Annotated in this window: 18 protein-coding genes; 4 read left to right on the top strand and 14 right to left on the bottom strand. The window is 69.4% G+C overall.

From position 1 onward, the window contains the following. Positions 1-891: 891 nt before the first annotated feature. Both MFF55_RS06570 and MFF55_RS06565 read left to right on the top strand, forming a co-directional pair. The gene (locus MFF55_RS06570) at positions 892-1,770 is read left to right on the top strand and encodes a tetratricopeptide repeat protein (RefSeq protein ID WP_238243277.1); all 879 of its coding nucleotides are present in this window, start codon (positions 892-894) and stop codon (positions 1,768-1,770) included. Positions 1,771-1,843: 73 nt separating this feature from the next. Beyond that, complete coding sequence (locus MFF55_RS06565) at positions 1,844-3,541, top strand: DUF6311 domain-containing protein (RefSeq protein WP_238243276.1); 1,698 nt, start codon at positions 1,844-1,846, stop codon at positions 3,539-3,541. A gap of 18 nt (positions 3,542-3,559) precedes the next feature. Here the strand turns inward: MFF55_RS06565 and glpX are convergent, their stop codons facing one another. The 3 genes from glpX to MFF55_RS06550 form a co-directional block, all read right to left on the bottom strand. Beyond that, positions 3,560-4,549 carry a class II fructose-bisphosphatase gene (gene glpX, locus MFF55_RS06560; protein ID WP_238243275.1) on the bottom strand — a complete coding sequence of 330 codons (990 nt, stop codon included), beginning with the start codon at positions 4,547-4,549 and terminating at the stop codon, positions 3,560-3,562. A gap of 43 nt (positions 4,550-4,592) precedes the next feature. Then, positions 4,593-5,915 (bottom strand): homoserine dehydrogenase, encoded by a 1,323-nt coding sequence (locus tag MFF55_RS06555; protein WP_238243274.1) that lies wholly within the window; start codon positions 5,913-5,915, stop codon positions 4,593-4,595. A gap of 116 nt (positions 5,916-6,031) precedes the next feature. After that, positions 6,032-6,775 (bottom strand): ceramidase domain-containing protein, encoded by a 744-nt coding sequence (locus MFF55_RS06550; protein WP_238243273.1) that lies wholly within the window; start codon positions 6,773-6,775, stop codon positions 6,032-6,034. Between the two features lie 88 nt (positions 6,776-6,863). Here MFF55_RS06550 and xth point away from each other — a divergent pair, with 88 nt between their 5' ends. Together xth and MFF55_RS06540 are read left to right on the top strand one after the other, a co-directional pair. Continuing rightward, positions 6,864-7,658, top strand: a complete 795-nt coding sequence (xth, locus tag MFF55_RS06545; protein ID WP_238243285.1) for an exodeoxyribonuclease III — start codon at positions 6,864-6,866, stop codon at positions 7,656-7,658. A gap of 58 nt (positions 7,659-7,716) precedes the next feature. Beyond that, positions 7,717-8,340: a glutathione S-transferase family protein gene (locus MFF55_RS06540; protein ID WP_238243272.1), complete on the top strand. Its 624-nt coding sequence runs from the start codon at positions 7,717-7,719 to the stop codon at positions 8,338-8,340. Positions 8,341-8,367: 27 nt separating this feature from the next. On the opposite strand, the gene MFF55_RS06535 is transcribed toward MFF55_RS06540, so the two are convergent. The 11 genes from MFF55_RS06535 to MFF55_RS06485 form a co-directional block, all read right to left on the bottom strand. Continuing rightward, complete coding sequence (locus MFF55_RS06535) at positions 8,368-9,249, bottom strand: tetratricopeptide repeat protein (RefSeq protein ID WP_238243271.1); 882 nt, start codon at positions 9,247-9,249, stop codon at positions 8,368-8,370. Then, positions 9,236-10,966, bottom strand: coding sequence for a dihydroxy-acid dehydratase (ilvD, locus tag MFF55_RS06530; protein ID WP_238243270.1), 1,731 nt, complete (start codon positions 10,964-10,966; stop codon positions 9,236-9,238). Before ilvD ends, MFF55_RS06535 begins: the two co-directional genes overlap by 14 nt. 309 nt (positions 10,967-11,275) lie before the next feature. Then, positions 11,276-11,770 (bottom strand): YcxB family protein, encoded by a 495-nt coding sequence (locus MFF55_RS06525; protein ID WP_238243269.1) that lies wholly within the window; start codon positions 11,768-11,770, stop codon positions 11,276-11,278. Then, positions 11,767-12,561 carry an ethanolamine ammonia-lyase subunit EutC gene (gene eutC / locus MFF55_RS06520; RefSeq protein ID WP_238243268.1) on the bottom strand — a complete coding sequence of 265 codons (795 nt, stop codon included), beginning with the start codon at positions 12,559-12,561 and terminating at the stop codon, positions 11,767-11,769. Before eutC ends, MFF55_RS06525 begins: the two co-directional genes overlap by 4 nt. After that, complete coding sequence (locus MFF55_RS06515; protein WP_238243267.1) at positions 12,558-13,940, bottom strand: ethanolamine ammonia-lyase subunit EutB; 1,383 nt, start codon at positions 13,938-13,940, stop codon at positions 12,558-12,560. The genes eutC and MFF55_RS06515 overlap by 4 nt, the downstream gene beginning before the upstream one ends. Positions 13,941-14,053: 113 nt before the next feature. Continuing rightward, positions 14,054-14,650, bottom strand: a complete 597-nt coding sequence (locus MFF55_RS06510; protein WP_373874739.1) for a LutC/YkgG family protein — start codon at positions 14,648-14,650, stop codon at positions 14,054-14,056. A 22-nt stretch (positions 14,651-14,672) separates the two neighbouring features. Continuing rightward, on the bottom strand, positions 14,673-16,265 hold the full coding sequence (locus tag MFF55_RS06505) for a lactate utilization protein B (protein WP_238243266.1): 1,593 nt from the start codon (positions 16,263-16,265) through the stop codon (positions 14,673-14,675). Next, positions 16,262-17,005, bottom strand: a complete 744-nt coding sequence (locus MFF55_RS06500) for a (Fe-S)-binding protein (RefSeq protein WP_238243265.1) — start codon at positions 17,003-17,005, stop codon at positions 16,262-16,264. The genes MFF55_RS06505 and MFF55_RS06500 overlap by 4 nt, the downstream gene beginning before the upstream one ends. Before the next feature lie 130 nt (positions 17,006-17,135). Beyond that, positions 17,136-17,732 carry a cysteine hydrolase family protein gene (locus MFF55_RS06495; protein ID WP_238243264.1) on the bottom strand — a complete coding sequence of 199 codons (597 nt, stop codon included), beginning with the start codon at positions 17,730-17,732 and terminating at the stop codon, positions 17,136-17,138. 160 nt (positions 17,733-17,892) lie between these two features. Next, positions 17,893-18,210 carry a hypothetical protein gene (locus tag MFF55_RS06490; protein ID WP_238243263.1) on the bottom strand — a complete coding sequence of 106 codons (318 nt, stop codon included), beginning with the start codon at positions 18,208-18,210 and terminating at the stop codon, positions 17,893-17,895. Between the two features lie 164 nt (positions 18,211-18,374). Beyond that, positions 18,375-20,669, bottom strand: coding sequence for an FdhF/YdeP family oxidoreductase (locus tag MFF55_RS06485; protein ID WP_238243262.1), 2,295 nt, complete (start codon positions 20,667-20,669; stop codon positions 18,375-18,377). Positions 20,670-20,745: the final 76 nt, after the last annotated feature.

Here is a 20,745-nt window from a genome sequence, read left to right as displayed (position 1 = left end):
GCACGAGCGGGGAGGACATGCCCCGCCGCCGCTTTCACCCTGGCGTGCGGGCGACAGCCTGCGGTGACCGCCCACAACGAGGCGGCACGCGAGAGAGCCTTGCAGCGGCCCGGGATGCAAGAGAACCGGGGTTCAGCGCTGGCGCAGGGCGAGGGCCGCCGACACACCGCGACGCGCGAGCAGCGCGGGCCGACACCCGTGCTGCGGGACGCCGGGGGACCGGCATGTACTGACATCTCAGGTGGTTCCGCGGCGTCCCGCGTCACCCCTCGCCAGCCATGCCTCCGGCGCTCGCAGCGCGCGGAGCCGATGACGCGTGCGGCGCCTGCTTCCGCTGCGAGGGCACTCTCACCTGCGCGGAGCAAGCGACCGACGCTCCTGAAGCCAACCACCGTCATTCCGGGGCTGCGCAGCAGAGCCCGGAACCCGGAGCCGCCGACACAGCTATGCTTGGCACCTGAAGCGGTTCTGATTCCGGGTTCGCCGGAGCCTGTCCTCGGACTGGCCAAAGGCCAGATCCGGGGGGCGCCCCGGAATGAGGGCGGTTGGTAGGGAGAGGGCGGTTCACGACGATCCTCATGAGACCTGCGAGCACGACATCCTTCCAGGCCGGGCACCCGCGAGCCGCCGAGGGCGGGTCCTGACGGCAACACCCTTCCCCTTCCTGCGGTCCCGGACGGGTATGATCGGCCGCCCTCGCCCTAGGTCATATCTTCGCCACACGCACCCGCTTGAGCGGGATCGTTGCCCGTCCTTAAGCGCGCGTTCACCGCGATCGGCGAGGGTGCGCGAGCGGATCGATACCCCTGTGCCGGGGAAGGCCGGGCCGCGTTCGCGGCGACCGGCAGGGGCATGACGAGTGTTGGCGGCGGATCGGCGGGGAGCGGGGCAATGGCGGTTGTGATGCGGCAGGCATCGAAGGCGGGTCTGATCGGCGCGACGATGCTGGTCGGCGCGGCGCTCGGCGGCTGCGAGACCTATGGCACGGGCAGCGCCAGCGCGCCGCGCCAGTTCGCCGTGCTGGAGACCGACACGACGGGCGCCACCACCACGAACATCGCCTCGCTCACCGAGGTGATCCAGCGCAATCCCAACGACGCCTCGGCCTACGTCACCCGCGGCGCCGCCTTCGCCCGCGCCGGGCAGTTCAACGACGCGATCGGCGACTTCGCGAAGGCGATCCAGCTCGATCCGAGCTCGGCCTCGGCCTACAACAACCGGGCGCTGGCCTATCGCCAGACCGGCCGCAACGACGCCGCGCTCGCCGACTTCTCGAAGGCCATCGCCGCCGACCCGAATTACGGTCCCGCCTATATCGGCCGCGCCAACGTGCTGCGCGCCCAGGGCGACCTCGACGGCGCCACCGCCGACCTCAACCAGGCGATCCGGCTCGCCCCGGAATCGGCCGAGGCCTACCACGCGCGCGGCCTCGTTCGGCAGAAGCAGGGCCAGAACACCGGCGCCATCGCCGATTTCGACGCCGCCATCGACCGCAACCCCTTCGTCGCCGCGCCCTACGCCGCGCGCGGCCAGAGCCTCATCGCCACGAACCAGTTCGACAAGGCGATCGAGGATTACAACGCGGCCCTCAACGTGAACAACAAGGACGCGACCTCCTGGGCCTATCGCGGCCTCGCCTACGAGAAGTCGGGGCGTCGCAAGGAGGCTGCCGAGAACTACCAGCGCGCCTCCTCGCTGGAGCCCGGCAACCCGGTGGCGAGCCAGGGCTTGAGCCGCGTGCAGGGTGGCTTGGGGTCGGTGTTCAACTGAGGGCATCGCCCGATACGGAAAATCAACCCCTCCGGCGCGTCCTGACGATCCGGTCGACGGGACGACGTCAAGCATGGATTCCGGCGCGATCCTGGCTCGCCCGGTTGGGCGGGTCTTCCTTACCGACCGGCTGACCTGGTTGCTGAGCCTGGCGATCGGATGCGGCGGAGCGCTCGCGCTCTTCCCAATGCCGGTGCTTCTCGGGACCGCGGCCTACTGGGACCATCCGCGAGGGATCGTTCCAGGCTCCTGGGCCGACATGATCATCGCGCTCTCGGGCTACGAGGCCTTCTTGCGCGACGGATGGCGCTGGCCGCTTTTCGAGGTGAAGAGTCTCGGCGCCCCTGCCGGCACCAACGTCGTCTTCACGGACAGCATTCCCCTGCTCCTCCTAGTGGGGCGCCTTCTCTTTCGCCTGACCGGCGCGGTCGTCCCCTTGTTCGGGCCCTGGTCGGGACTGTGCATCGTGGCGATGGCGCTTGCGAGCACCGGTTTGGTGCGAGCCCTCGGGGCGCGGGACCTCGTGCCCGGCGTGGCGGCCGCGATTATCGGCATCTCGATGCCGGTGCTGCTCGCCCGCTGGGGGCATCTCGCATTGATGGGCCAAGCGATCATGCCGCTCGCGCTCACCCAGTATGTCCGCCTCCGGGCCGAGCCGCGGCCCGACCCGGTGCGGCTTCTCGCGCGAACGGTCGGGCTTTGCCTCCTCGCCCTCCTGATCCATCCCTACCTCTTCCTCATGGTCGGTGGGATCGCGCTCGCGACGATCGCCCAGGCCGCCCTCGACCGGCGTCTTACGCTTTGGGCCCTCGCCGGATGTCTTGCAGGGCTCGTCGGCATCGTTGCCGCCGCCGTCGCGTCGATGGGCCACCTCGCCGGCGGCGGGCCCATCGCGGCGGGCGGCTTCGGCTACTACTCGATGAACCTCCTGTCGCCGATCGTGCCCCAGGGAAGCGGATTGATGGCGCCCTCGCATCGCGGTGTGCTCGATGCCACCGGCGGTCAGTACGAGGGGCTCGCCTATCTGGGTGCCGGGCTCCTGCTGCTTTCGGTTCTGGCCCTGGTGCCGCTCCGGCAGCACCAATTCGGCTTGGTCAAGCGCCACGCCTGCCTCCTTGGCGTGTTGGCCGCCTTCGTATTGCTCGCCCTCTCGCACGAGATCTATGTCGGGCCCCTGCACCTCGTCAGCCTGCCGCTGCCGGACTTCCTGCTCGGGCTGGCAGGGATCGTCCGGGCGAGTGGTCGCTTCGTGTGGCCGGCCCTCTACCTGCTTGCCGCTGTCGCGATCGTGCGCGTCGCCCGGCGTCCGCACGGTGCGGCCATCCTCGCCTGCGCTGCGCTGCTGCAATGGATCGACGCGGGTCCTCGCCGGGCCATGATCGCTGCGAGCGTCGCCGCGCCGGCACCTGCGCCACTCGATGGGCTGGCCTGGGCAGCGGCCCTGGCAGGGGTCGACCGCGCCGTCGTCGATCCACCCTTCGCCTGCCTTCCGGAAGGAGATTACGGGGTCGGATGGGCGGCCGAGGCGGCCACGCAGATCCAGCTCATGGCGGCCCGGACAGGCGTCGCCACCAACACGCTCAACGCGGCCCGGCTGCGCAGGTTGTGCGATCCAGGAACTCCCAACGGCCGCACGCTGCTCATCCGCTTCCAACTCGGCGCAGGCGGAGCGCAGAGCGCCTCGCATTGCCGGTACGACGACCAGATAGCGGTCTGCAGCGAAGTCCTCGCTCCCGAAATCCTCCAGACGCTCCTCGCGGCACGGCGCTGAAGCGCCAATGGGCGGTGCTCAAGCCTCGAAGCGCGGACCGCAATGGGTCGCGAGGATGCGCCGCACGGTGCCCGTCGCGGAGCGATAGACCACCGTCTCGGTCTCGATCCCGCCGGGCTTGAAGCGCACGCCCTTCAGCAGCGCGCCGTCGGTCACGCCGGTGGCCGCCACGATGACGTCGCCGCGGGCGAGGTCGGCAAGCTCGTATTTCCGGTCCGGGTTCGAGACGCCCATCCTCGCCGCGCGCTCGCGCTTGTCGTGGCTGTCGAGGATGAGGCGCCCCTGCATCTGGCCGCCGATGCAGCGGAGCGCGCCGGCCGCGATCACGCCCTCGGGCGCCGCCCCGATGCCGAGATAGATGTCGACGCCGGTCTCCTCGGGGCTCGTCGTGAAGATGATGCCGGCGATGTCGCCATCCGAGATCAGGCGGATGCCGGCCCCCGTGGCGCGCACCGCCGCGACCAAGGCGGTGTGACGCGGCCGGTCGAGGACGATCGCGGTGATCTGGGAGGGATCGACGCCCTTGGCACGGGCGAGCGCGGCGATGTTGTCGGCGGGCGACGCGTCGAGGTCGACGAGGCCCGACGGATAGCCGGGGCCGATCGCGATCTTCTGCATGTAGACGTCGGGCGCGGCGAGCAGGGTGCCGCTCTCGGCCATGGCCATCACCGCGATGGCGCCCGGCATGTCCTTCGCGCAGAGCGTGGTGCCCTCGAGCGGATCGACGGCGATGTCGACTTTCGGCCCCGAACCGGTGCCGAGCCGCTCGCCGATATAGAGCATCGGCGCCTCGTCGCGCTCGCCCTCGCCGATCACCACCGTGCCGTCGACCGGCAGGAGATTCAGCTCGCGCCGCATGGCGTCGACGGCGGCCTGGTCGGCCTCCTTCTCGCGCCCTTGCCCGCGCAGTCGGGCGGCGGCCACCGCCGCGCGCTCGGTCACCCGCGCCAGCTCGAGGGTCAGGGTGCGCGCGACGAGCCCGCCCGCCGCTTCGTTCGCATCCGCCATGGGACTTGCACCCCTTCCCGTGTTCCCGCGCCGACGCGGCCGTCTATTCGCGCTCGATCCGGATCAGCTGCGGCGCTTCCGCCAGGAGCCCGTCCCCGGCGATCGCCTCGAGGGCGTCGCGGATGGTGCCCTCCGTCGCCGCGTAGGTGATCAGCACCAGCGGCACCGGCTGGCCCGAGCGGCCGTGCGGATCCTTGGAGGCGGCGCGCTCGTCGCGACGCTGCAGGATGCTCTCGATCGAGATGTCGCGCTCCGCCATGCGCGTCGCGACGCCCGCGGCGACGCCCGGGCGGTCGTGGACGGTGAGCCGGATGTAGTACCCGCCCTCGTGGCGCTGCATCGCGATGCGCTGCGGCGGCGCCAGATGCGCCGAGGGCCGGCCAAAGGTCGTCCGCAGCACGCCGGCGGCCACATCGGCCACATCGGCGACCACCGCCGAGGCGGTGGCCTCGCCGCCCGCGCCGGGGCCGATCAGGGTCAGCTCGCCGACCGCGTCGGCATCGATGGTCACGGCGTTCGTCACGCCCATGACCTGTGCGATCGAGGAGGAGAGCGGCACCATGGTCGGATGCACCCGCTGCTCGATCCCGCCGGCGGCGGCCTGGGCGACGCCCAGGAGCTTGATCCGGTAGCCGAGCTCTTCCGCCATCTTGAGGTCGAGGGGCTGGATCGCGGAGATGCCCTCCACCGAGACCCCCTCCGCGTCGATCTCGACCCCGAAGGCGAGGCTCGTCAGGATCGCGAGCTTGTGGGCCGTGTCGTACCCCTCCACGTCGAAGGTGGGGTCGGCCTCGGCGTAGCCCAGCGCCTGCGCATCCTTGAGGCAGGCCTCGAAGGTCAGGCCCTCGCGCTCCATCCGGGTCAGGATGTAGTTGCAGGTGCCGTTGAGAATTCCGTAGACGCGGCTCACCGTATTGCCGGCAAGCCCCTCGCGCAGGGCCTTGATCACCGGGATACCGCCGGCGACGGAGGCCTCGTAGGCGAGCGCGACGCCCCGCGCCTCGGCCGCCTGCGCGAGCGCGGCGCCGTGCTTCGCGAGCAGCGCCTTGTTGGCCGTGACCACGTGCTTACCCGCAGCGAGTGCCGCCTCGACCGTGGCCTTGGCGGGTCCTTCCGCGCCGCCGATCAGCTCGATCACGCAATCGACCTCACCGGCCCCCGCGAGCGCCACCGGATCGTCGAACCACGTCACGCCGGCGAGGTCGAGGCCGCGGTCGCGGGCCTTGTCGCGAGAGGAGACGGCGGTGACGCGGATCTCGCGCCCAGTCATGCTGCGGAGCGCTTCGGACCGCCGCGCGATCATCCGGACGACGGAGGCGCCCACCGTGCCGAGACCAGCAACGCCCAGGCGAAAGCTCTGTGTCATTGGCGCAATCCGTGGTTCCAGCCGCTGCCCGACGTTTCTCCGCGGGCCCGAGAGGCGGTCCACGAGAGCGGTGGTGAGCGGTCTTCGTACCGCTGCGGCAGCGGGCGGTTCTTCTGCTATGGATTCGAGGGTCGCGCAAGGAAAGCGCTGCCCTTCGCGGCCGTCCGTGTCCGATAGCGCAAAGCCGTCCTGATCAGCGCATAGAGCACGGCCGCGTTCAGGATGTGCCAGAGGAAGTGGGTGCCCGCGGGCAGGCGCGGGCACAGGGCGGCGTCGGCGGTGCGGAAGCCCAGCGAGACCGTGAAGAGGGCCGCCACCGCGATCAGGGCGAGGCCGGCCCGTCTGCGCGCCGGACCCAGCGCGCAGCCCTGTGGGAGGAGCAGGCCCGCGCCGACCCCCAGCAGCGCCAGGGCCGCCGGTGCGTAGCCGATCGAGCCGTTGCTCAACGCATTCACCGAGCGCCCGATCAGCGCATCGAGCGCCGGTTCGAGACCCGCATTGAAGGCCAGGAAGAGGAGCGTGACCGCCAAGGCCGCCGCCGTGCCGAGCCCGAAGAAGCGCCGCATCGCGAGGAAGAAGTAGGCGTAGATGAACATCGCGATCGGGATCACGTCGGCCAGCAGCGACCAGCGCACCGCGAAGGTGTGGAACAGGAAGGAGCCGATCCCGACGATCGCCACGAGGAGGGCCAGCGCCAGGGCGGCCGGATCTCGCGGCTCGGCGCGCCGCTCCTGCCGGGCTGCAGCGGCCGCTGCGATCAGGAAGGCCCCGTTCGAGACGGCGTTGAGCGGCTCGGCCCAGAATCCCGCATCCGCCCGCTCGCAATAGGCCCGGATCGGCGCGAACCAGGTTTCATCCATGGAGAGCTGCCCCCGCCCCGCTCGTCACGCCTTGCCAGCGTCCCGCGAAGGTCCGATGACGGGCGCCCCGCCCTCCGGACGAAGCCTCATGCGGATCGCCACCTGGAACGTCAATTCGATCAAGCAGCGGGTCGGGCACCTCGTCGGCTTCCTCGACGAGGCGAAGCCCGACGTCGTCTGCCTCCAGGAGCTGAAGTGCCAGGACGAAGCCTTTCCGCGCGCCGAGATCGAGGCGGCCGGCTACGCCGTCGAGACCCTCGGGCAGAAGGCCTATAACGGCGTCGCCCTGCTCGTCCGCGCCCCGCTGACGGCGAGCGACATTCGCCGCGGTCTGCCGGGCGACGAGACCGACGAGCAGGCCCGCTACATCGAAGCCCTGATCTCCGGCGAGGACGTGAAGCCGGTGCGGGTCGCCTCGATCTATCTGCCCAACGGCAATCCGGCTCCGGGGCCGAAATACGATTACAAGCTCGCCTTCTTCGCCAGGCTTCGCGCCCATGCCCGCGCGCTCCTCGAGCGCGAGGAGGCCCTGGTGCTCGCTGGCGACTACAACGTCATTCCGGGGCCCGAGGACGCCGCCGAGCCGGAAGCCTGGACTGCCGACGCGATGTATCTTCCGCCGAGCCGGGCCGCCTTCCGCGCCCTGCTGGCCGAAGGTTTCACCGACGGCCTGCGCGCCTGCGATCCGAAGGCCGGCCTCTACACGTTCTGGGACTACCAGGCCGGCGCCTGGTTCCGAAACGCCGGCATCCGCATCGACCACCTGCTGCTCTCGGCCCGCGCTGCCGACCGACTGGTCTCGGCCGCCGTGCAAAGGCACCTGCGAGGCTTGGAGAAGCCATCCGACCACGTGCCGGTGACGGTCGAGCTGACGGACGCGTGAGCGGCATCGGGATCAGGCCGTGCTAGGAGGGCCCCGCATCGCACCGGAGCCCACCCGCATGATCCTCTACGGCACCAGCCTCTCGCCCTTCGTCCGCAAGGTTCTCGTCGCCCTGGCGGAGAAGGCGGTCGCGTTCGAGCACAGGCCGCTGCGCTTTCACGATCCCGACCCCGCCTTCCAGGCCGCGAGCGCACTCGGCAAGATCCCGGCGATCGAGGATGAGGGGTTTCGCCTCGCGGACTCGACGGCGATCGTCGCCTATCTCGACCGGAAGCAGCCTGCGCCGACCATGCTCCCGAGCGACCCGCACGACTATGCCCGGGCGGTCTGGTTCGACAAGTTCAACGACACCGAGCTCCTGCCCAAGGTCATAAAGCCCTTCGTCCATCGCTTCGTCATGCCGAACCTGCTGGGCAAGCCCGGCGACGAGGCCGTGGTGGCGAAGGCGCTCGACAAGGAGATGCCCCCGCTCTTCGATTATCTCGAGGGCGAGATCGACGGCCCCTACCTCGTCGGCGGCGCCTTCAGCCTGGCGGACATCTCGGTGACGACGGCCTTCCACAATCTGCGGCTCGTCGGCGAGGGCGTCGATGCTGGGCGCTGGCCGAAGCTTGCCGGCTACGTCGCCGCGACGCTGGCGCGGCCGAGCTTCGTCAAGGCGATCGCCGCGCCAACGAGCTGAGTGGCGGCGCCCTCATCGCCGCGTCGCTCACCGCCGCCGCTTGCTCGACCCCGTCGTCTGCGTCTGCACCTGGGCCTGCGCTTCCGCCCGGTCGTTATCGCTCGCCTGGCCCCAGGCCTTCTCGTAGAGTGCAACGATCCAGTCGTCCTTGCGTCCCTGGGCCGATTCACGAGCGAGCTGCAGCCACATCAGGCCCCGCGCGCGCTGGACGGGCACCCCCTGGCCGTTGATGAGCAGCTCGCCGAGCAGCGCCTGGGCAGGAGCATGCCCCTTCTCGGCGGCGAGGTTAAACCACCGCGCCGCCTGCCGGGCGTCGGCCTCGACGCCGGTGCCGTCGAGGTAGAGGCGCGCGAGGTTGTACTGTGCGTTCGGGTCCCCGAAGTACGACGCCGCGTAGTTGAACATGTCGTAGGCGCGCTCGGGGTTCGGGCGCACATAGGTACCCTTGATCCCGTCGAGGAAGTAGGCGCCGAGCGCCGTGAAGGCGCTGGCGACGACGCCCGAATTCTGCGCGTCCGGCCCGTCGTCGGTGGTGTCGTCGGCGATCCGCGAGAAGAACTCGAAGGCCTTGAGGTCGTCGTGGGGCACGCCGTCGCCCTCGGCGTACATCCGCCCGAGCTTCCACAGGGCGAGCGCATGGCCCTGGCCGGCGGCGTATTCGAGGGCGCGGGCGGCCCCCTCCTTGTCGCCGGCATTGTAGTCGCGCACTCCGGTGCGCAGGGCCTCGCGGGCCGAGCGATAGCTGCTCGACGGCACGGGCGTGCGCGCGGCCGCATCGAGAGCCTGCACCGGAAGGGCGCCGAGCAGCAGAAGGCCGCCCGCGAGGACGACGCGGAGCAGGACGGGCCGACCGGGATCGGCCCCGGCCGGCCACTCGGGCCGGCTGAGGTCAGTCCTAGATGTCCGCATAGGTCTGCGTCTCCTGGGCGCCGCCCGGATGGGTGACCGCGCCGCTGACCGCAGGCCCGACGGTCTGCGCGTATTTCCAGAGATAGCCGGAGGTCGCGGCGTTCGTCCGCGGCGTCCATTCCGTCCGGCGCTGCGCCAGCTCCTCGTCGGTGAGCGCCACGTCGAGCGTGCCCTTGATCGCGTCCAGCGTGATCACGTCGCCGTCACGGATCAGGCCGATCGGACCGCCGATCGCCGCTTCGGGGCCGACATGGCCGACGCAGAAGCCGCGGGTGGCGCCCGAGAAGCGGCCGTCGGTGATGAGCGCGACCTTGTCGCCCATGCCCTGGCCGTAGAGCGCCGCGGTGGTCGAAAGCATCTCGCGCATTCCGGGGCCGCCCTTCGGCCCCTCGTAGCGAATGACCAGAACCTCGCCTTCCTTGTAGGTCCGGGCCTGCACGGCCTCGAAACAGGCCTCCTCGCCGTCGAAGACGCGCGCCGGGCCGGTGAAGACCTGCTTGTCCGGACCCATTCCGGCGACCTTCACGATCGCGCCCTCGGGCGCGAGGTTGCCCTTGAGGCCGACGACGCCGCCGGTGACGGTGATGGGCGCGTTGGCCGGCCGGACCACGTCCTGGTCCGGGTTCCAGGCCACGTGCTCCATGTTCTCCGCGATGGTGCGGCCGGTGACCGTCATGCAGTCGCCATGGAGGTAGCCGTGGTCGAGGAGCGTCTTCATCAGGAGCGGGATGCCGCCCACCTCGAACATGTCCTTGGCGACGTAGCGCCCGCCCGGCTTCAGATCCGCGATGTAGGGCGTCTTGCGGAAGATCTCGGCGACGTCGAACAGGTCGAAGCTGATCCCGCATTCATGCGCGATCGCCGGCAGGTGCAGGGCCGCGTTGGTCGATCCCCCCGATGCCGCCACGGCCGCCGCTGCGTTCTCGAGGCTCTTGCGGGTGACGATGTCGCGCGGGCGGATGTTCTTGGCGATGAGCTCCATCACCTTCTCGCCCGCGGTCATGCAGAATCTGTCGCGGATCTCGTAGGGCGCCGGCGCGCCGGCCGAATAGGGCAGCGCGAGGCCGATCGCCTCGGAGACGGTCGCCATGGTGTTGGCGGTGAATTGTGCGCCACACGCGCCCGCGGAGGGGCAGGCGACCTGCTCCAGCTCGTCGAGGTCGTCGAGGCTCATGTCGCCGACGGCGTGCTTGCCGACCGCTTCGAACAGGTCTTGGACCGTGACGGGCTTGCCGCGGAAATTGCCGGGCAGGATGGAGCCGCCATAGATGAAGATCGAGGGCACGTTGAGGCGCACCATCGCCATCATCATGCCGGGCAGGGACTTGTCGCAGCCGGCCAGCCCCACGAGGGCGTCGTAGGCATGGCCGCGCATGGTCAGCTCGACGGAATCCGCGATGACCTCGCGCGAGGGCAGCGAGGCGCGCATACCGGCATGGCCCATGGCGATGCCGTCGGTGACCGTGATCGTGCAGAACTCGCGCGGGGTGCCGTTGGCGGCGGCGACACCCTTCTTCACGGCTTGCGCCTGGCGCATCAACGAGATGTTGCAGGGCGCGGCCTCGTTCCAGCATGAGGCGACGCCCACCAGCGGCTGATGGATCTGCTCCTTCGTCAGCCCCATCGCGTAGAGGTACGACCGATGGGGCGCACGCGCCGGCCCCTCGGTGACGTGCCGGCTGGGAAGCTTCGACTTATCTGTGAAACGCGCGTCCATCGTCGACCTTGACACCCCGGCCCTGCACTCTTGCCGAACGCCAGTCACCACCTGCCGAGGCAGGCGGTTGCGCCGCCTTCCGGCGACGCCCGCGATCCGCACGGATCGCGTGTCTGGAAAGACTCGGAACCTGTCGGTAAAGCGTTGGGGAAATTGCCGTTTACCGCGGGTCCTGAGGTGGTCCCGGTTTATGGCGGGATCGCGGCGGATCAGGGCGGCTCCCAAGGCAAACTCGGGATGCTTTCGCGGTGTTGCGAGGCCGCCACAGCCACGCTTTTGGGCCTGCGGGAAGGTCGGGAAGGCCGAGCCTCAGCGCAGGCGGTCGCCGAGCCGCGCGCGGGCGAAATCCAGCGCCTCGGGCAGGGCGCTCGTCGTGAGGACGGTGAAATACGCGTTCTCGGCGATCGTCAAGATCCAGAAGGCAGGATATTCCCAGACCTCGTCGATGGCGGCCCATGCGAGGCGAGTCGCGCCGGCCTTGGTCTCGACGGAGAGGGCATCCTCGTCGAACGTGAAGGTCGCGTGACCCGCGCCGAGGGCGCGGAGCTTGCGCAGCGCAGCAGCCCGGTGTGCGAGCCAGACCCCCAGCGAAAGGCCGCCGAGCAGTAGGATCAGGGCCGGCAGGACGAGGAGAGGCCAGAGGCTTGCGAGCCAGAGGGCGCAGGCGGCTTCGAAGAGGGCCACGGCGGCCATTGCGATCCAAAGGCTACGGCTGCCGGTGAGCCGGCGCTTGGCGAAGGTCCAGGCCGCTGCACTGGCGAGCGCATGGTCGTACACCGCCTCGAACTGGTAGGGCGGGCTCACCCTAGCCGGTCTGCGAGAGCAGCCTGGGCCGCCGGGCCTTCCAGCAATCGGTCGCTCCCGTCCTTCAGCCCCACACCCGTGAGCCCTAGCGCAAAAGCCTGCGTGAGCAGCCAGTGCAGCTTGAAGGCTGCGAGTTCGTGCGACAGCCCGGCTGGCCGGACGTTCGAGATGCAGTTGCGTTCGGCGTCCGTGCGGCCGGTGCGTGGATTCAGGGTCAGGTAGATGCCGAGCGAGTCCGGCGAGGACAGGCCGGGACGCTCGCCGATCAGGACCGCCACGGCCCGCGCCTTCAGGCCCGCACCGATGCCGTCCCCCAGGGCCACTCGCGCCTGCGTCGCCACGATCACCGGAGAGAGGCGCCAGCCCGCCTTGTCGATATGCGGCTTGAACGCCTTGAGAAAGGCCGCAGCCCCCTCGTGAACGGCGCGGGCGGAGAGGCCGTCGGCGACGACGAGCGCGAGATCGACGGGTTCGGCCTGCAGGGCGGTCAAAGTAGCCCCGGCGCCCTCCCCCAGAGTGCGGCCGAGGTCGGGCCGGCGCAGATAGGTCGCGCGATCGGGCGCCGCCGAGGCGAGGGTCAGGGTGGCGAAGCCCAGGGCCTCGATCTCCTTCGCCACCGCCTCGGCATCGAGCGGCGTGTGCACTGCGTCCCTAGCCTGCGCATGGGCGAGGCCGAAGGCGAGGACTTCGCGCGTCGGCAGGCCGGCTCCCGCCCGGCCGAGGCCGATCCGGGCAGGCGTCAGGCGCGCGAGCCGCGCCCAGGGGTTCGAGACGTCGTCCTGCCCGCTCACGCCGCGAGCCCCGGCGCGGCGGCGATGAGGCGGGCGCTCGGGCCCTCCGGCAGCAAGGCGCCCGAGGCGTCGGTGAGGCCGATCTCGGCGAGCCATGCCTCGAATTCCGGCGCCCGCTTCAGACCGAGCACCTCGCGCAGGTAGAGGGAGTCGTGAAACGAGGTGGATTGATAATTCAGCATCACGTCGTCGGCGCCGGGGATGCCCATGACGAAGGTGCAGCCCGCCGCACCCAGGAGCGTCAGGAGCGTGTCCATGTCGTTCTGGTCGGCCTCGGCGTGGTTGGTGTAGCAAACGTCCACCCCGAGCGGCAGGCCCATGAGCTTGCCGCAGAAATGGTCCTCCAGTCCCGCCCGGATGATCTCCTTGCCGTCGTAGAGGTATTCCGGCCCGATGAAGCCGACGACGGTGTTGACGAGGAGCGGTCGGAAGGGCCGGGCCACCGCATAGGCGCGGGCCTCCAGGGTCTGCTGATCGATGCCGTGATGGGAGTTGGCCGAGAGCGCCGAGCCCTGGCCGGTCTCGAAATACATGACGTTGTCGCCGAGGGTGCCACGCTTGAGCGAGAGCGCCGCCTCGTGCACCTCGCGCAGGATCGGCAGGGTGACGCCGAAGCTCGCATTCGCGCCCTGCGTGCCCGCGATCGACTGGAACACGAGGTCGACCGGCAGGCCCTGATTGATCGCGTCGATCGTCGTGGTCACGTGGGTGAGGATGCAGCCTTGGGTCGGGATCGCGAGGCGCTGGATCAGGTCGTCGAACAGGTGCAGCAGACCGCCGATGGTTGCGATGGAATCCGAGGCCGGGTTCAGGCCGATCACGGCGTCGCCGCAGCCGTAGGACAGGCCGTCGATGATCGAGGCGGTGATCCCGGCCGCGTCGTCGGTGGGGTGGTTCGGCTGCAGGCGCACGCTCAGCCGGCCGGGGAGCCCGATCGTGTTGCGGAAGCGGGTCACCACCCGCGCTTTCCTCGCCACCAGGATGAGGTCCTGGTTCCGCATGATCTTCGAGACGGCCGCCGCGATCTCCGGGGTGACCCCCGGTGCGATCCGCGTCAACGTCGCGGAGGAGGCCGTCAGCAGGAACTCGCGAAAATCGCCGACGGTGAGATGGCCGATGTCGGAGAAGGCCGCCGCGTCGTGGGTGTCGAGGATGAGACGGGTGACGTCGTCCTCCTCGTAGGGGATCAGGGGACGCGCCAGGATCTCAGCCAGCGATACGTCGGCAAGGCACCAGCGCGCCGCCATCCCCTCCTCCGCCGATTCCGCCGCGATACCGGCGAGCCGATCACCCGAACGAACCGGCGTCGCCTTGGCCATCAGGGTGGGGAGGTCGACGAAGACGTGGGTGCGAGCGCCGACGACGTGACGATAGGGCATGGTTCGAGGGCCTTTCCTATGCCGGCAGCGCGGTCCCACCCGTCAAAGGAGCATCGTCTTGCGCATCAGGCCCGCTTGCAAGCACCGAGCCTCTTGTCACCCGCGCCCCAGTCCTAGTGCGCTCCTCGCGGCATCAGCAGCACCGTCAGCGAGCGCACGCCCTGCGCTCCGTGGATCAGCACGCCTTCGATATCCGCCGTGGCCGAGGGGCCCGTGTGGAGCACGGCATAGGCGGCGCGCCCGAACTCGGGCCGGCGGTAAGCCGCCTGGATGTTCACGAGGATGTCGGCGGGATCGAGGAGCACGATCAGGTGCTGGGCCAGATAGGCGACCGCGTTCACTCGCAACTCATCCTGCGTGAACAGCACCGACCCAGTCTCCGCGACGCCGAACACCGCGCGGACCACGGCGACGTCGACGTCGGCGAGGTCCTGCGGCTGCGCCACCTGCGAGAGATCCCGGTTTCCTTCAATCTCCGGCACGGCCGACGCGACGATCTTGGAGGCCTTCAGTCGCTCGCGCACGGCTTCGAACGGATCCGCGCTGCCCGGCTCCGCGATCCGTCCGCCCATGCGCTTCAGGCGCTCGCCGAACTCCGCGACGAGATCTTCCCCGACGAGGGGCGCGAAGACCGGGACCTCCGGCAACGCGTACTCGCCCGATGGGCGGTTCTTTCGGATCGCTTCGAGCGTGGCCGCGCGGCTGCTCATGGCCGTCCTCCGGGGGCGCTCCTCACTGGCCTGTCCCCTTCCCCATCCGGTTCTGCCGGTACCAGGCGTGGAAGCTCTGGCGCGGGGTCTCGGGCATCTCGCGGCCCTTTCCCCAGGTGTTGAGCGGGTTGTAGACGGCGAAGCGCGGCAGGTGCCTGAGCGCGGAATCCGCCGCGCCGATCGCCGCGCGATAGGCGGCCGGCCGGCTGAGCACCTGGCCCGCCGCCTTCATCATCCCCTGCTTGAGCAGCGGGATCTGATGCTCCTCCGCGAGCACCTTGCGCCAGGCGAAGATCTGCTCGTGGATGTTGATCTTGACCGGGCAGACATTGGTGCAGGACCCGTTCATCGTCGAGGAGAACGGCAGGGTCGAGTATTTCCGCTTGTTGAATGTCGGGTCGATGATGAGCCCGATCGGGCCCGAATAAGTCGCCCCGTACGAGAGGCCGCCAGAGCGCCGGTAGACGGGGCAGGTGTTCATGCAGGCGCCGCAGCGGATGCATTTGAGCGAGGTCCAGAACTCCTCCATCCCGAGCCGCTCGGAGCGCCCGTTGTCGACGAGCACCATGTGCATCTCGGTGCCGGGCCGCGGCTTGCGGAAATGCGAGGTGTATTGCGTGATCGGCGAGCCCAGCGCCGAGCGCGAGAGGAGGCGGATGAAGACGCCGAGGTGCTCGGTGCGCGGGATCAGCTTCTCGATGCCGATCGAGTGGATCTGAAGCCTCGGCACGTTGCCCGAGAGGTCGGCATTGCCCTCGTTGGTGCAGGTGACGACGGTGCCGGTCTCCGCGACGGCGAAGTTGCATCCGGTCAGCCCCGCGTCCGCCTCCAGGATTAGCGGGCGCGTGTGCATGCGCTGGCTCTCGGCGAGATAATGGGCGTCGTCGTTCTCCGGGTCGGTGCCCATGGTCTTGGCGAAGACCTCGGCGACGTCGAGACGCGTCTTGTGGACGGCCGGCATGACGACGTGGCTCGGCTCCTCGTCGTCGAGCTGCTGGATTCGCTCCCCGAGGTCGGTCTCGATCACCTCGATGCCGGTGCCGGCCATGTAGTGCCGGAACCCGCATTCCTCGGTGAGCATCGACTTCGACTTGATCAGGCTCCTGGCGCCGTGATCCTTGAGGAGACGATGGACGAGGCGGTTGTGCTCGGCTCCGTCCGCCGCCCAGTGGACGTGCACGCCGTTCGCCTTGGCCTGCGCCTCGAACTGCTCGAGATATTCGTCGAGGCGGCTCAAGGTATGCGCCTTGATGGCGGAGGCGAGCTCGCGCAGCTCCTCCCATTCGGGGATGCCGTGGGTGGCGACGTCCCGCTTCTTGCGGACGTCCCAGAGCCGCTCGTCGTGGGCCTTCTGGTGGAGCGGCGCGGCGAGGAAGCGCTCCGCGGCCTCGGCCTGATCGATCGGGCGGTCGCCGCGGATCTTGGCGCCCCGAGGCTGCGGCTCGCGGGCCGCCTTCGGGGCGGCGCTGATCGGTCGGCTCGCGCCCTCGGCATGGGTCAGGCGCTGGCCGTCCTGACCGCGCTCGCTCTCGTCGTTCGCCTTGGCGACCTCGGGGTGGATGAGCCCGTCGCGGTTCGAGGCGCCGCTGCGGAGGTTCAGGTCGTCGGCGCTCATGCGGCCGCTCCGTTGAGGATGCGCGCGATGTGGATGAACTTCAACGGCACGCCGAGGCGCTCGGCGCAGCCCTTCTGGTGCATCAGGCAGGAGGAATCGGCCGAGACCACGTAATCCGCGCCGGCCCTCGCGTGGTCGGCGACCTTGTCGTAGCCCATCTTGGCCGAGACGGCGGGCTCGAACACGGAGAAGGTACCGCCGAAGCCGCAGCACTCGTCGGGCCGGGCGATCTCGACGAGCTCGATGCCCTTCACCTTCGCGAGCAGGTCCAAGGGCTTCGAGAAGAAGGGCCGATTCAGTTCGGAGGGCCTGGCGTGCCCGATGCCGCGCAGCGCGTTGCAGTTCGAGTGATAGCCGACCTTGTGCGGGAACGCGGCCCAGGGAAACTCCTCGACCTTCAGGACATCGTGCAGGAACTCGACGAGCTCGAACGTCCGCTCGCGGACGGCCTTCACCTCGGGAGTCTGCGGGATCGCGGTGAGGTGCTCGCGCACCTGGTGCACGCAGGAGCCTGACGGGGCGACGATGTAGTCGAAGCCCGTGAAGTTCTTGACGAACAAGGCTTCGGTGGCGGCCGCCTCGGCGTGGCAGCCGGTATTCGTCATCGGCTGGCCGCAGCAGGTCTGGTCGAAGGGGTATTCGACGTCGAGGCCGAGGCGTTCGAGCAGTTCGAGCGTGGCGATGCCGACTTCGGGTTCGAAGGCGTCGACGTAGCACGGAACGAAGAGTCCGACGCGCATGGCGTGTGGTCTTTTCTTGGGGGCCGGCTTGGTCCGGCCCGTCCGACGGGCATTCGAGTTCAGAACCTGTCTATCGAATGGGGTCCGTCTTCGCCAGATCGCGGGCGAGCGCTGATCCGCGCACGCGATCTCAGTTGCGGATGTCGTCCGGCGTCCGGGCGACCACCGCGATGAGGTCCGCAAGGCCTGCGAGGCTTGCCGCCTGCACGCTCGCGGCCGAGACGGCGCTGCCGTCCGGCCCCGGCAGGGCGCGGGTTGCGGTCGCGGAGGCCACCACCGTCGGGCGGTAGCCGAGGCTGAAGGCGCTGCGGGAGGTCGAGTTGACGCACATATGCGTCATGAAGCCGGCCACGATCACGTCCTTGACGCCGGCCGCATCGAGGCGCGCCTGCAGGTCCGTTCCGACGAAGGCGCTCGGATAGGCCTTCGTGATGACGGCTTCGTCGCCCTGAGGCGCGACCTCGTCGCTGATCTGGCCGATCGGCGCCCGGACATCGTAGGGCGAGCCTTCGCCGGCGTCGTGCCGAACGTGGATGATCGGGATGCCGGCGTTCCGGGCGCGGTCGAGAAGCTTCCGCGCCTCGACGATGGCCGGCTCGACGCCTTCGAGCCGCATCAATCCTTCTCGATACGTGTTCTGGAGATCGATCATCAGGAGGGCCGAGCCCGCGAGGCTCGCCGGCTCCGGGCTCAGGCCCGAGACGTCGCGAAGGGTCTTGAGGGTCATCCTGGGCGTGCCTCCGTCATTGACGTTTGAGGTTCATGAGGACGCCAAATCCCACGCGGCCGTCAAGACGACTTCCGGGTGGGCCAGTGCGAGAGAGGGCGCGCCGTGCCCGGCACGCCCTCTCTCGCGAAGCGGAGTTCGAGACTTGAGCCTAACCTCTTCAGTAGGCCGGCCCACCGGAGGTGTTGCCGTAGTTCGGGAAGCGCTTGTTGTTCTGCTCAGCATTGCCGTCCTTGGCCGAACGGTCGAGACCGCGCCGGTCGATCGAGCCCGTTACGACCGCATCGTCGGCCCTCGGCTCGACGACGCGGTACTGAACGGGAGGCCGCCCATCGGGGTATCCGTTCCCGCCCTGCGCGATGTGACCTCCACCGACGTAGCCGGCGGGCGCACCGTAGGTCTGCGCGAGAGCCGGCGAAAGCGCGGCACCGAAGGTCAGCGAAAGGAGGGCGGCCGCGGAGGCGATACGCGTATTCATAGATAAAGCCGATCTCTATATTGCAGCGTGATCAAGTAAAATCTGCAGAGTTTCTTGTGAGACCGGTGTATGTGTGCGCACGATCGTTGATGACGTGTGATGGCGCACATGCGCGGAGGATGGTCGGGAGACGACCCCGCGGAGGCGGTGCGAATCCGGTCGGATCAGACGGTCGGGCGCGGCACGATCCGCACCGGCACCGATTTGGCGGCCGGCACCTTGCTCCGCTCCGCATGGTGCCAGAGCGGGATCAGCGGGTTGCATTCCGGGTAGTAGCCGCCCACGCAACCCGCCGGGATGTCGAAGGGCAGGACGAGAAATCCGTCGACGCGGCGCGCGACGCCATCCTGCGCCGCGCAGACGAGATCAACGGTCTGCCCGTCGCGAAGGCGCAGTCGCGCGACGTCGGCGTGGCTCACGAACAGCACCATGCGCGTGCCTTTCACGCCGCGGAAGCGGTCGTCGTAGCCGTAGATCGTCGTGTTGAACTGGTCGTTCGAGCGCATGGTGATGAGGCGCAGCACGTCCGGATCGGACTGCTCGGTATCGGGATCCGCTGACAGCCCCCGGGGCGTCACGAAGTTCGCCTTGCCGGTCTGCGTCTTCCACTCGCGCTTCGAGGCCGGGATCGGCCGGTGGAAGCCGCCGGGCTTCCACATCCGGGCGTTGAAGTTATGAAACTGGTCGGGATAGGTTGCCTCGATCGCATCCCGTACGCTGGCGTAGTCGGAGGCCCAGACGTCCCAGTCGACCCGCTCGTTGGGGGGAAGGGTCGCCTTGGCGATGCCGGCGATGATGCGGGGTTCCGACAGGAGGTTCGGACCGGCGGGCTCGGCATAGCCCCTCGACCCGTGGATGCAGGCGGTCGAATCCTCCATCGCGACGGATTGCCGGCGGCCGTCCTGCTTGTCGATCTCGATGCGGCCGAGGCAGGGCAGGATGTAGCTGACCTCGCCGTGGATCAGATGGTTGCGGTTAAGCTTGGTCGAGATCTGCACGGTCAGGCGCAGACGCCGCCAGGCCGCCTCCATCAGCGTCGTTTCCGGCACGGCCCGGATGAAGTTGCCGCCGAGCGCCACGAAGGCGCGGACCGAGCCGTCGAGGATGCCTTCGCAGGCCTCGACCGTGTTCAGCCCTTTCTCCGCGGGAGGCTCGAAGCCGTAGAGCGCGCGCAGCTTGTCCATCGGCACGAGTTCGGGCTTCTCGGTGATCCCAACGCTGCGTTGCCCCTGCACGTTGGAATGGCCGCGTACGGGGCAGATCCCGGCGCCGGGACGACCGATATTGCCGCGCAGGAGCAGAAGATTCATGAGCGCCTGCACGGTCTCGACGCCCATGCGGTGCTGGGTCAGCCCCATGCCGTAGACCCCAAGCGTCGCCTTGGCTCTCGCGTAGGTCGCCGCCGCCTGCTCCAGGGAGGCCCGGCTCAGGCCGGAGCGGCGTTCCAGTTCGTCCCAGCCCTTAGAGCGGACGGAGGCGGCGAAGGCCTCGAAGCCGTGCGTGTGCTCGGCGATGAAGGCTTGGTCGATCGGACCCGCCCTCCCCGCCTCCCGCGCCGCGTCGTCGGTCGCGATCAGGGCCTTGCACAGCCCGTAGATCGCGGCGAGGTCGCCGCCCGCCTTCACCTGGAGGTATTGCGAGGAGATCCGCGTCTCGGAGCGGGTGAGCATCTCGGCCGGGGATTGCGGGTTGGTGAAGCGCTCCAGCCCCCGCTCGCGGAACGGATTGAAGGTGATGATGGGCACGCCGCGCCGGCTCGCGTCCTGCAGCGGGTGGAGCATGCGCGGCGCGTTCGAGCCGGGGTTCTGCCCGAAGAACAGGATGCAGTCGGTGTGTTCGAAATCCTCGAGCTGCACGGTGCCGACCGGCGAGCCGATGCTCTCGGGCAGGGCCACGGAGGTCGATTCGTGGCACATGTTGGAGCTGTCGGGCAGGTTGTTGTTGCCGTAGAGCCGCGCCAGCATCGCGTACATGTACGAGGCTTCCAGCGAGGCTCGGCCGGAGGCGTAGAACACCGTGGATGCCGGCTCCAGCGCCCGCAACTCGGCGCCGATCTCGGCGAAGGCCTCCGCCCAGGAGACGGGGCGGTAGGTGTCGCTGGCCTGGTCCCAGCGCATCGGCTCGGTCAGCCGGCCGAGCTCCTCCAGGTCGTAGTCGCGCCAGCTCTCCAGGTCGCGGACCCTGTGCGCGGCGAAGAAGTCGGAGGTGATGCGCTTGCGGGTGACCTCCCAGGCGGTCGCCTTGGCGCCGTTCTCGCAATATTCGAACACGGCGGGCTTGGCCGGCTTCGCCCAGGCGCAGCTCACGCACATGTACCCGTCGGGCTTGTTCTGGTGCATGAGGAGCGTGGCGCCGCTCGCCGGGATCTGCTCGCGCAGCAGGATCTCGGTCAGGGACTTGGCCGAGCCCCAGCCTCCGGCAGGGCCGTCGTAGGGCTTGATCTCGACTCGATCGCTCATTGGACGTCCCCCCGCGCGGCCACCCGCGGGTCGGCCGTTCGCTGGAACGCAACAGGCGGGTCCGGCCCCCTGTTCC

The sequence above is a fragment of the Methylobacterium iners genome (assembly GCF_022179305.1).
GTDB classification, from domain to species: domain Bacteria; phylum Pseudomonadota; class Alphaproteobacteria; order Rhizobiales; family Beijerinckiaceae; genus Methylobacterium; species Methylobacterium iners.
This window is presented reverse-complemented; position numbering and strand designations above follow the sequence as displayed.

Coding starts and splice junctions, on each gene's coding strand:
- MFF55_RS06570 (WP_238243277.1), top strand. CDS start 892: ATGGCGGTTGTGATGCGGCAGGCATCGAAGGCGGGTCTGATCGGCGCG.
- MFF55_RS06565 (WP_238243276.1), top strand. CDS start 1,844: ATGGATTCCGGCGCGATCCTGGCTCGCCCGGTTGGGCGGGTCTTCCTT.
- glpX (WP_238243275.1), bottom strand. CDS start 4,549: ATGGCGGATGCGAACGAAGCGGCGGGCGGGCTCGTCGCGCGCACCCTG.
- MFF55_RS06555 (WP_238243274.1), bottom strand. CDS start 5,915: ATGACACAGAGCTTTCGCCTGGGCGTTGCTGGTCTCGGCACGGTGGGC.
- MFF55_RS06550 (WP_238243273.1), bottom strand. CDS start 6,775: ATGGATGAAACCTGGTTCGCGCCGATCCGGGCCTATTGCGAGCGGGCG.
- xth (WP_238243285.1), top strand. CDS start 6,864: ATGCGGATCGCCACCTGGAACGTCAATTCGATCAAGCAGCGGGTCGGG.
- MFF55_RS06540 (WP_238243272.1), top strand. CDS start 7,717: ATGATCCTCTACGGCACCAGCCTCTCGCCCTTCGTCCGCAAGGTTCTC.
- MFF55_RS06535 (WP_238243271.1), bottom strand. CDS start 9,249: ATGCGGACATCTAGGACTGACCTCAGCCGGCCCGAGTGGCCGGCCGGG.
- ilvD (WP_238243270.1), bottom strand. CDS start 10,966: ATGGACGCGCGTTTCACAGATAAGTCGAAGCTTCCCAGCCGGCACGTC.
- MFF55_RS06515 (WP_238243267.1), bottom strand. CDS start 13,940: ATGCCCTATCGTCACGTCGTCGGCGCTCGCACCCACGTCTTCGTCGAC.
- MFF55_RS06510 (WP_373874739.1), bottom strand. CDS start 14,650: ATGAGCAGCCGCGCGGCCACGCTCGAAGCGATCCGAAAGAACCGCCCA.
- MFF55_RS06505 (WP_238243266.1), bottom strand. CDS start 16,265: ATGAGCGCCGACGACCTGAACCTCCGCAGCGGCGCCTCGAACCGCGAC.
- MFF55_RS06500 (WP_238243265.1), bottom strand. CDS start 17,005: ATGCGCGTCGGACTCTTCGTTCCGTGCTACGTCGACGCCTTCGAACCC.
- MFF55_RS06495 (WP_238243264.1), bottom strand. CDS start 17,732: ATGACCCTCAAGACCCTTCGCGACGTCTCGGGCCTGAGCCCGGAGCCG.
- MFF55_RS06490 (WP_238243263.1), bottom strand. CDS start 18,210: ATGAATACGCGTATCGCCTCCGCGGCCGCCCTCCTTTCGCTGACCTTC.
- MFF55_RS06485 (WP_238243262.1), bottom strand. CDS start 20,669: ATGAGCGATCGAGTCGAGATCAAGCCCTACGACGGCCCTGCCGGAGGC.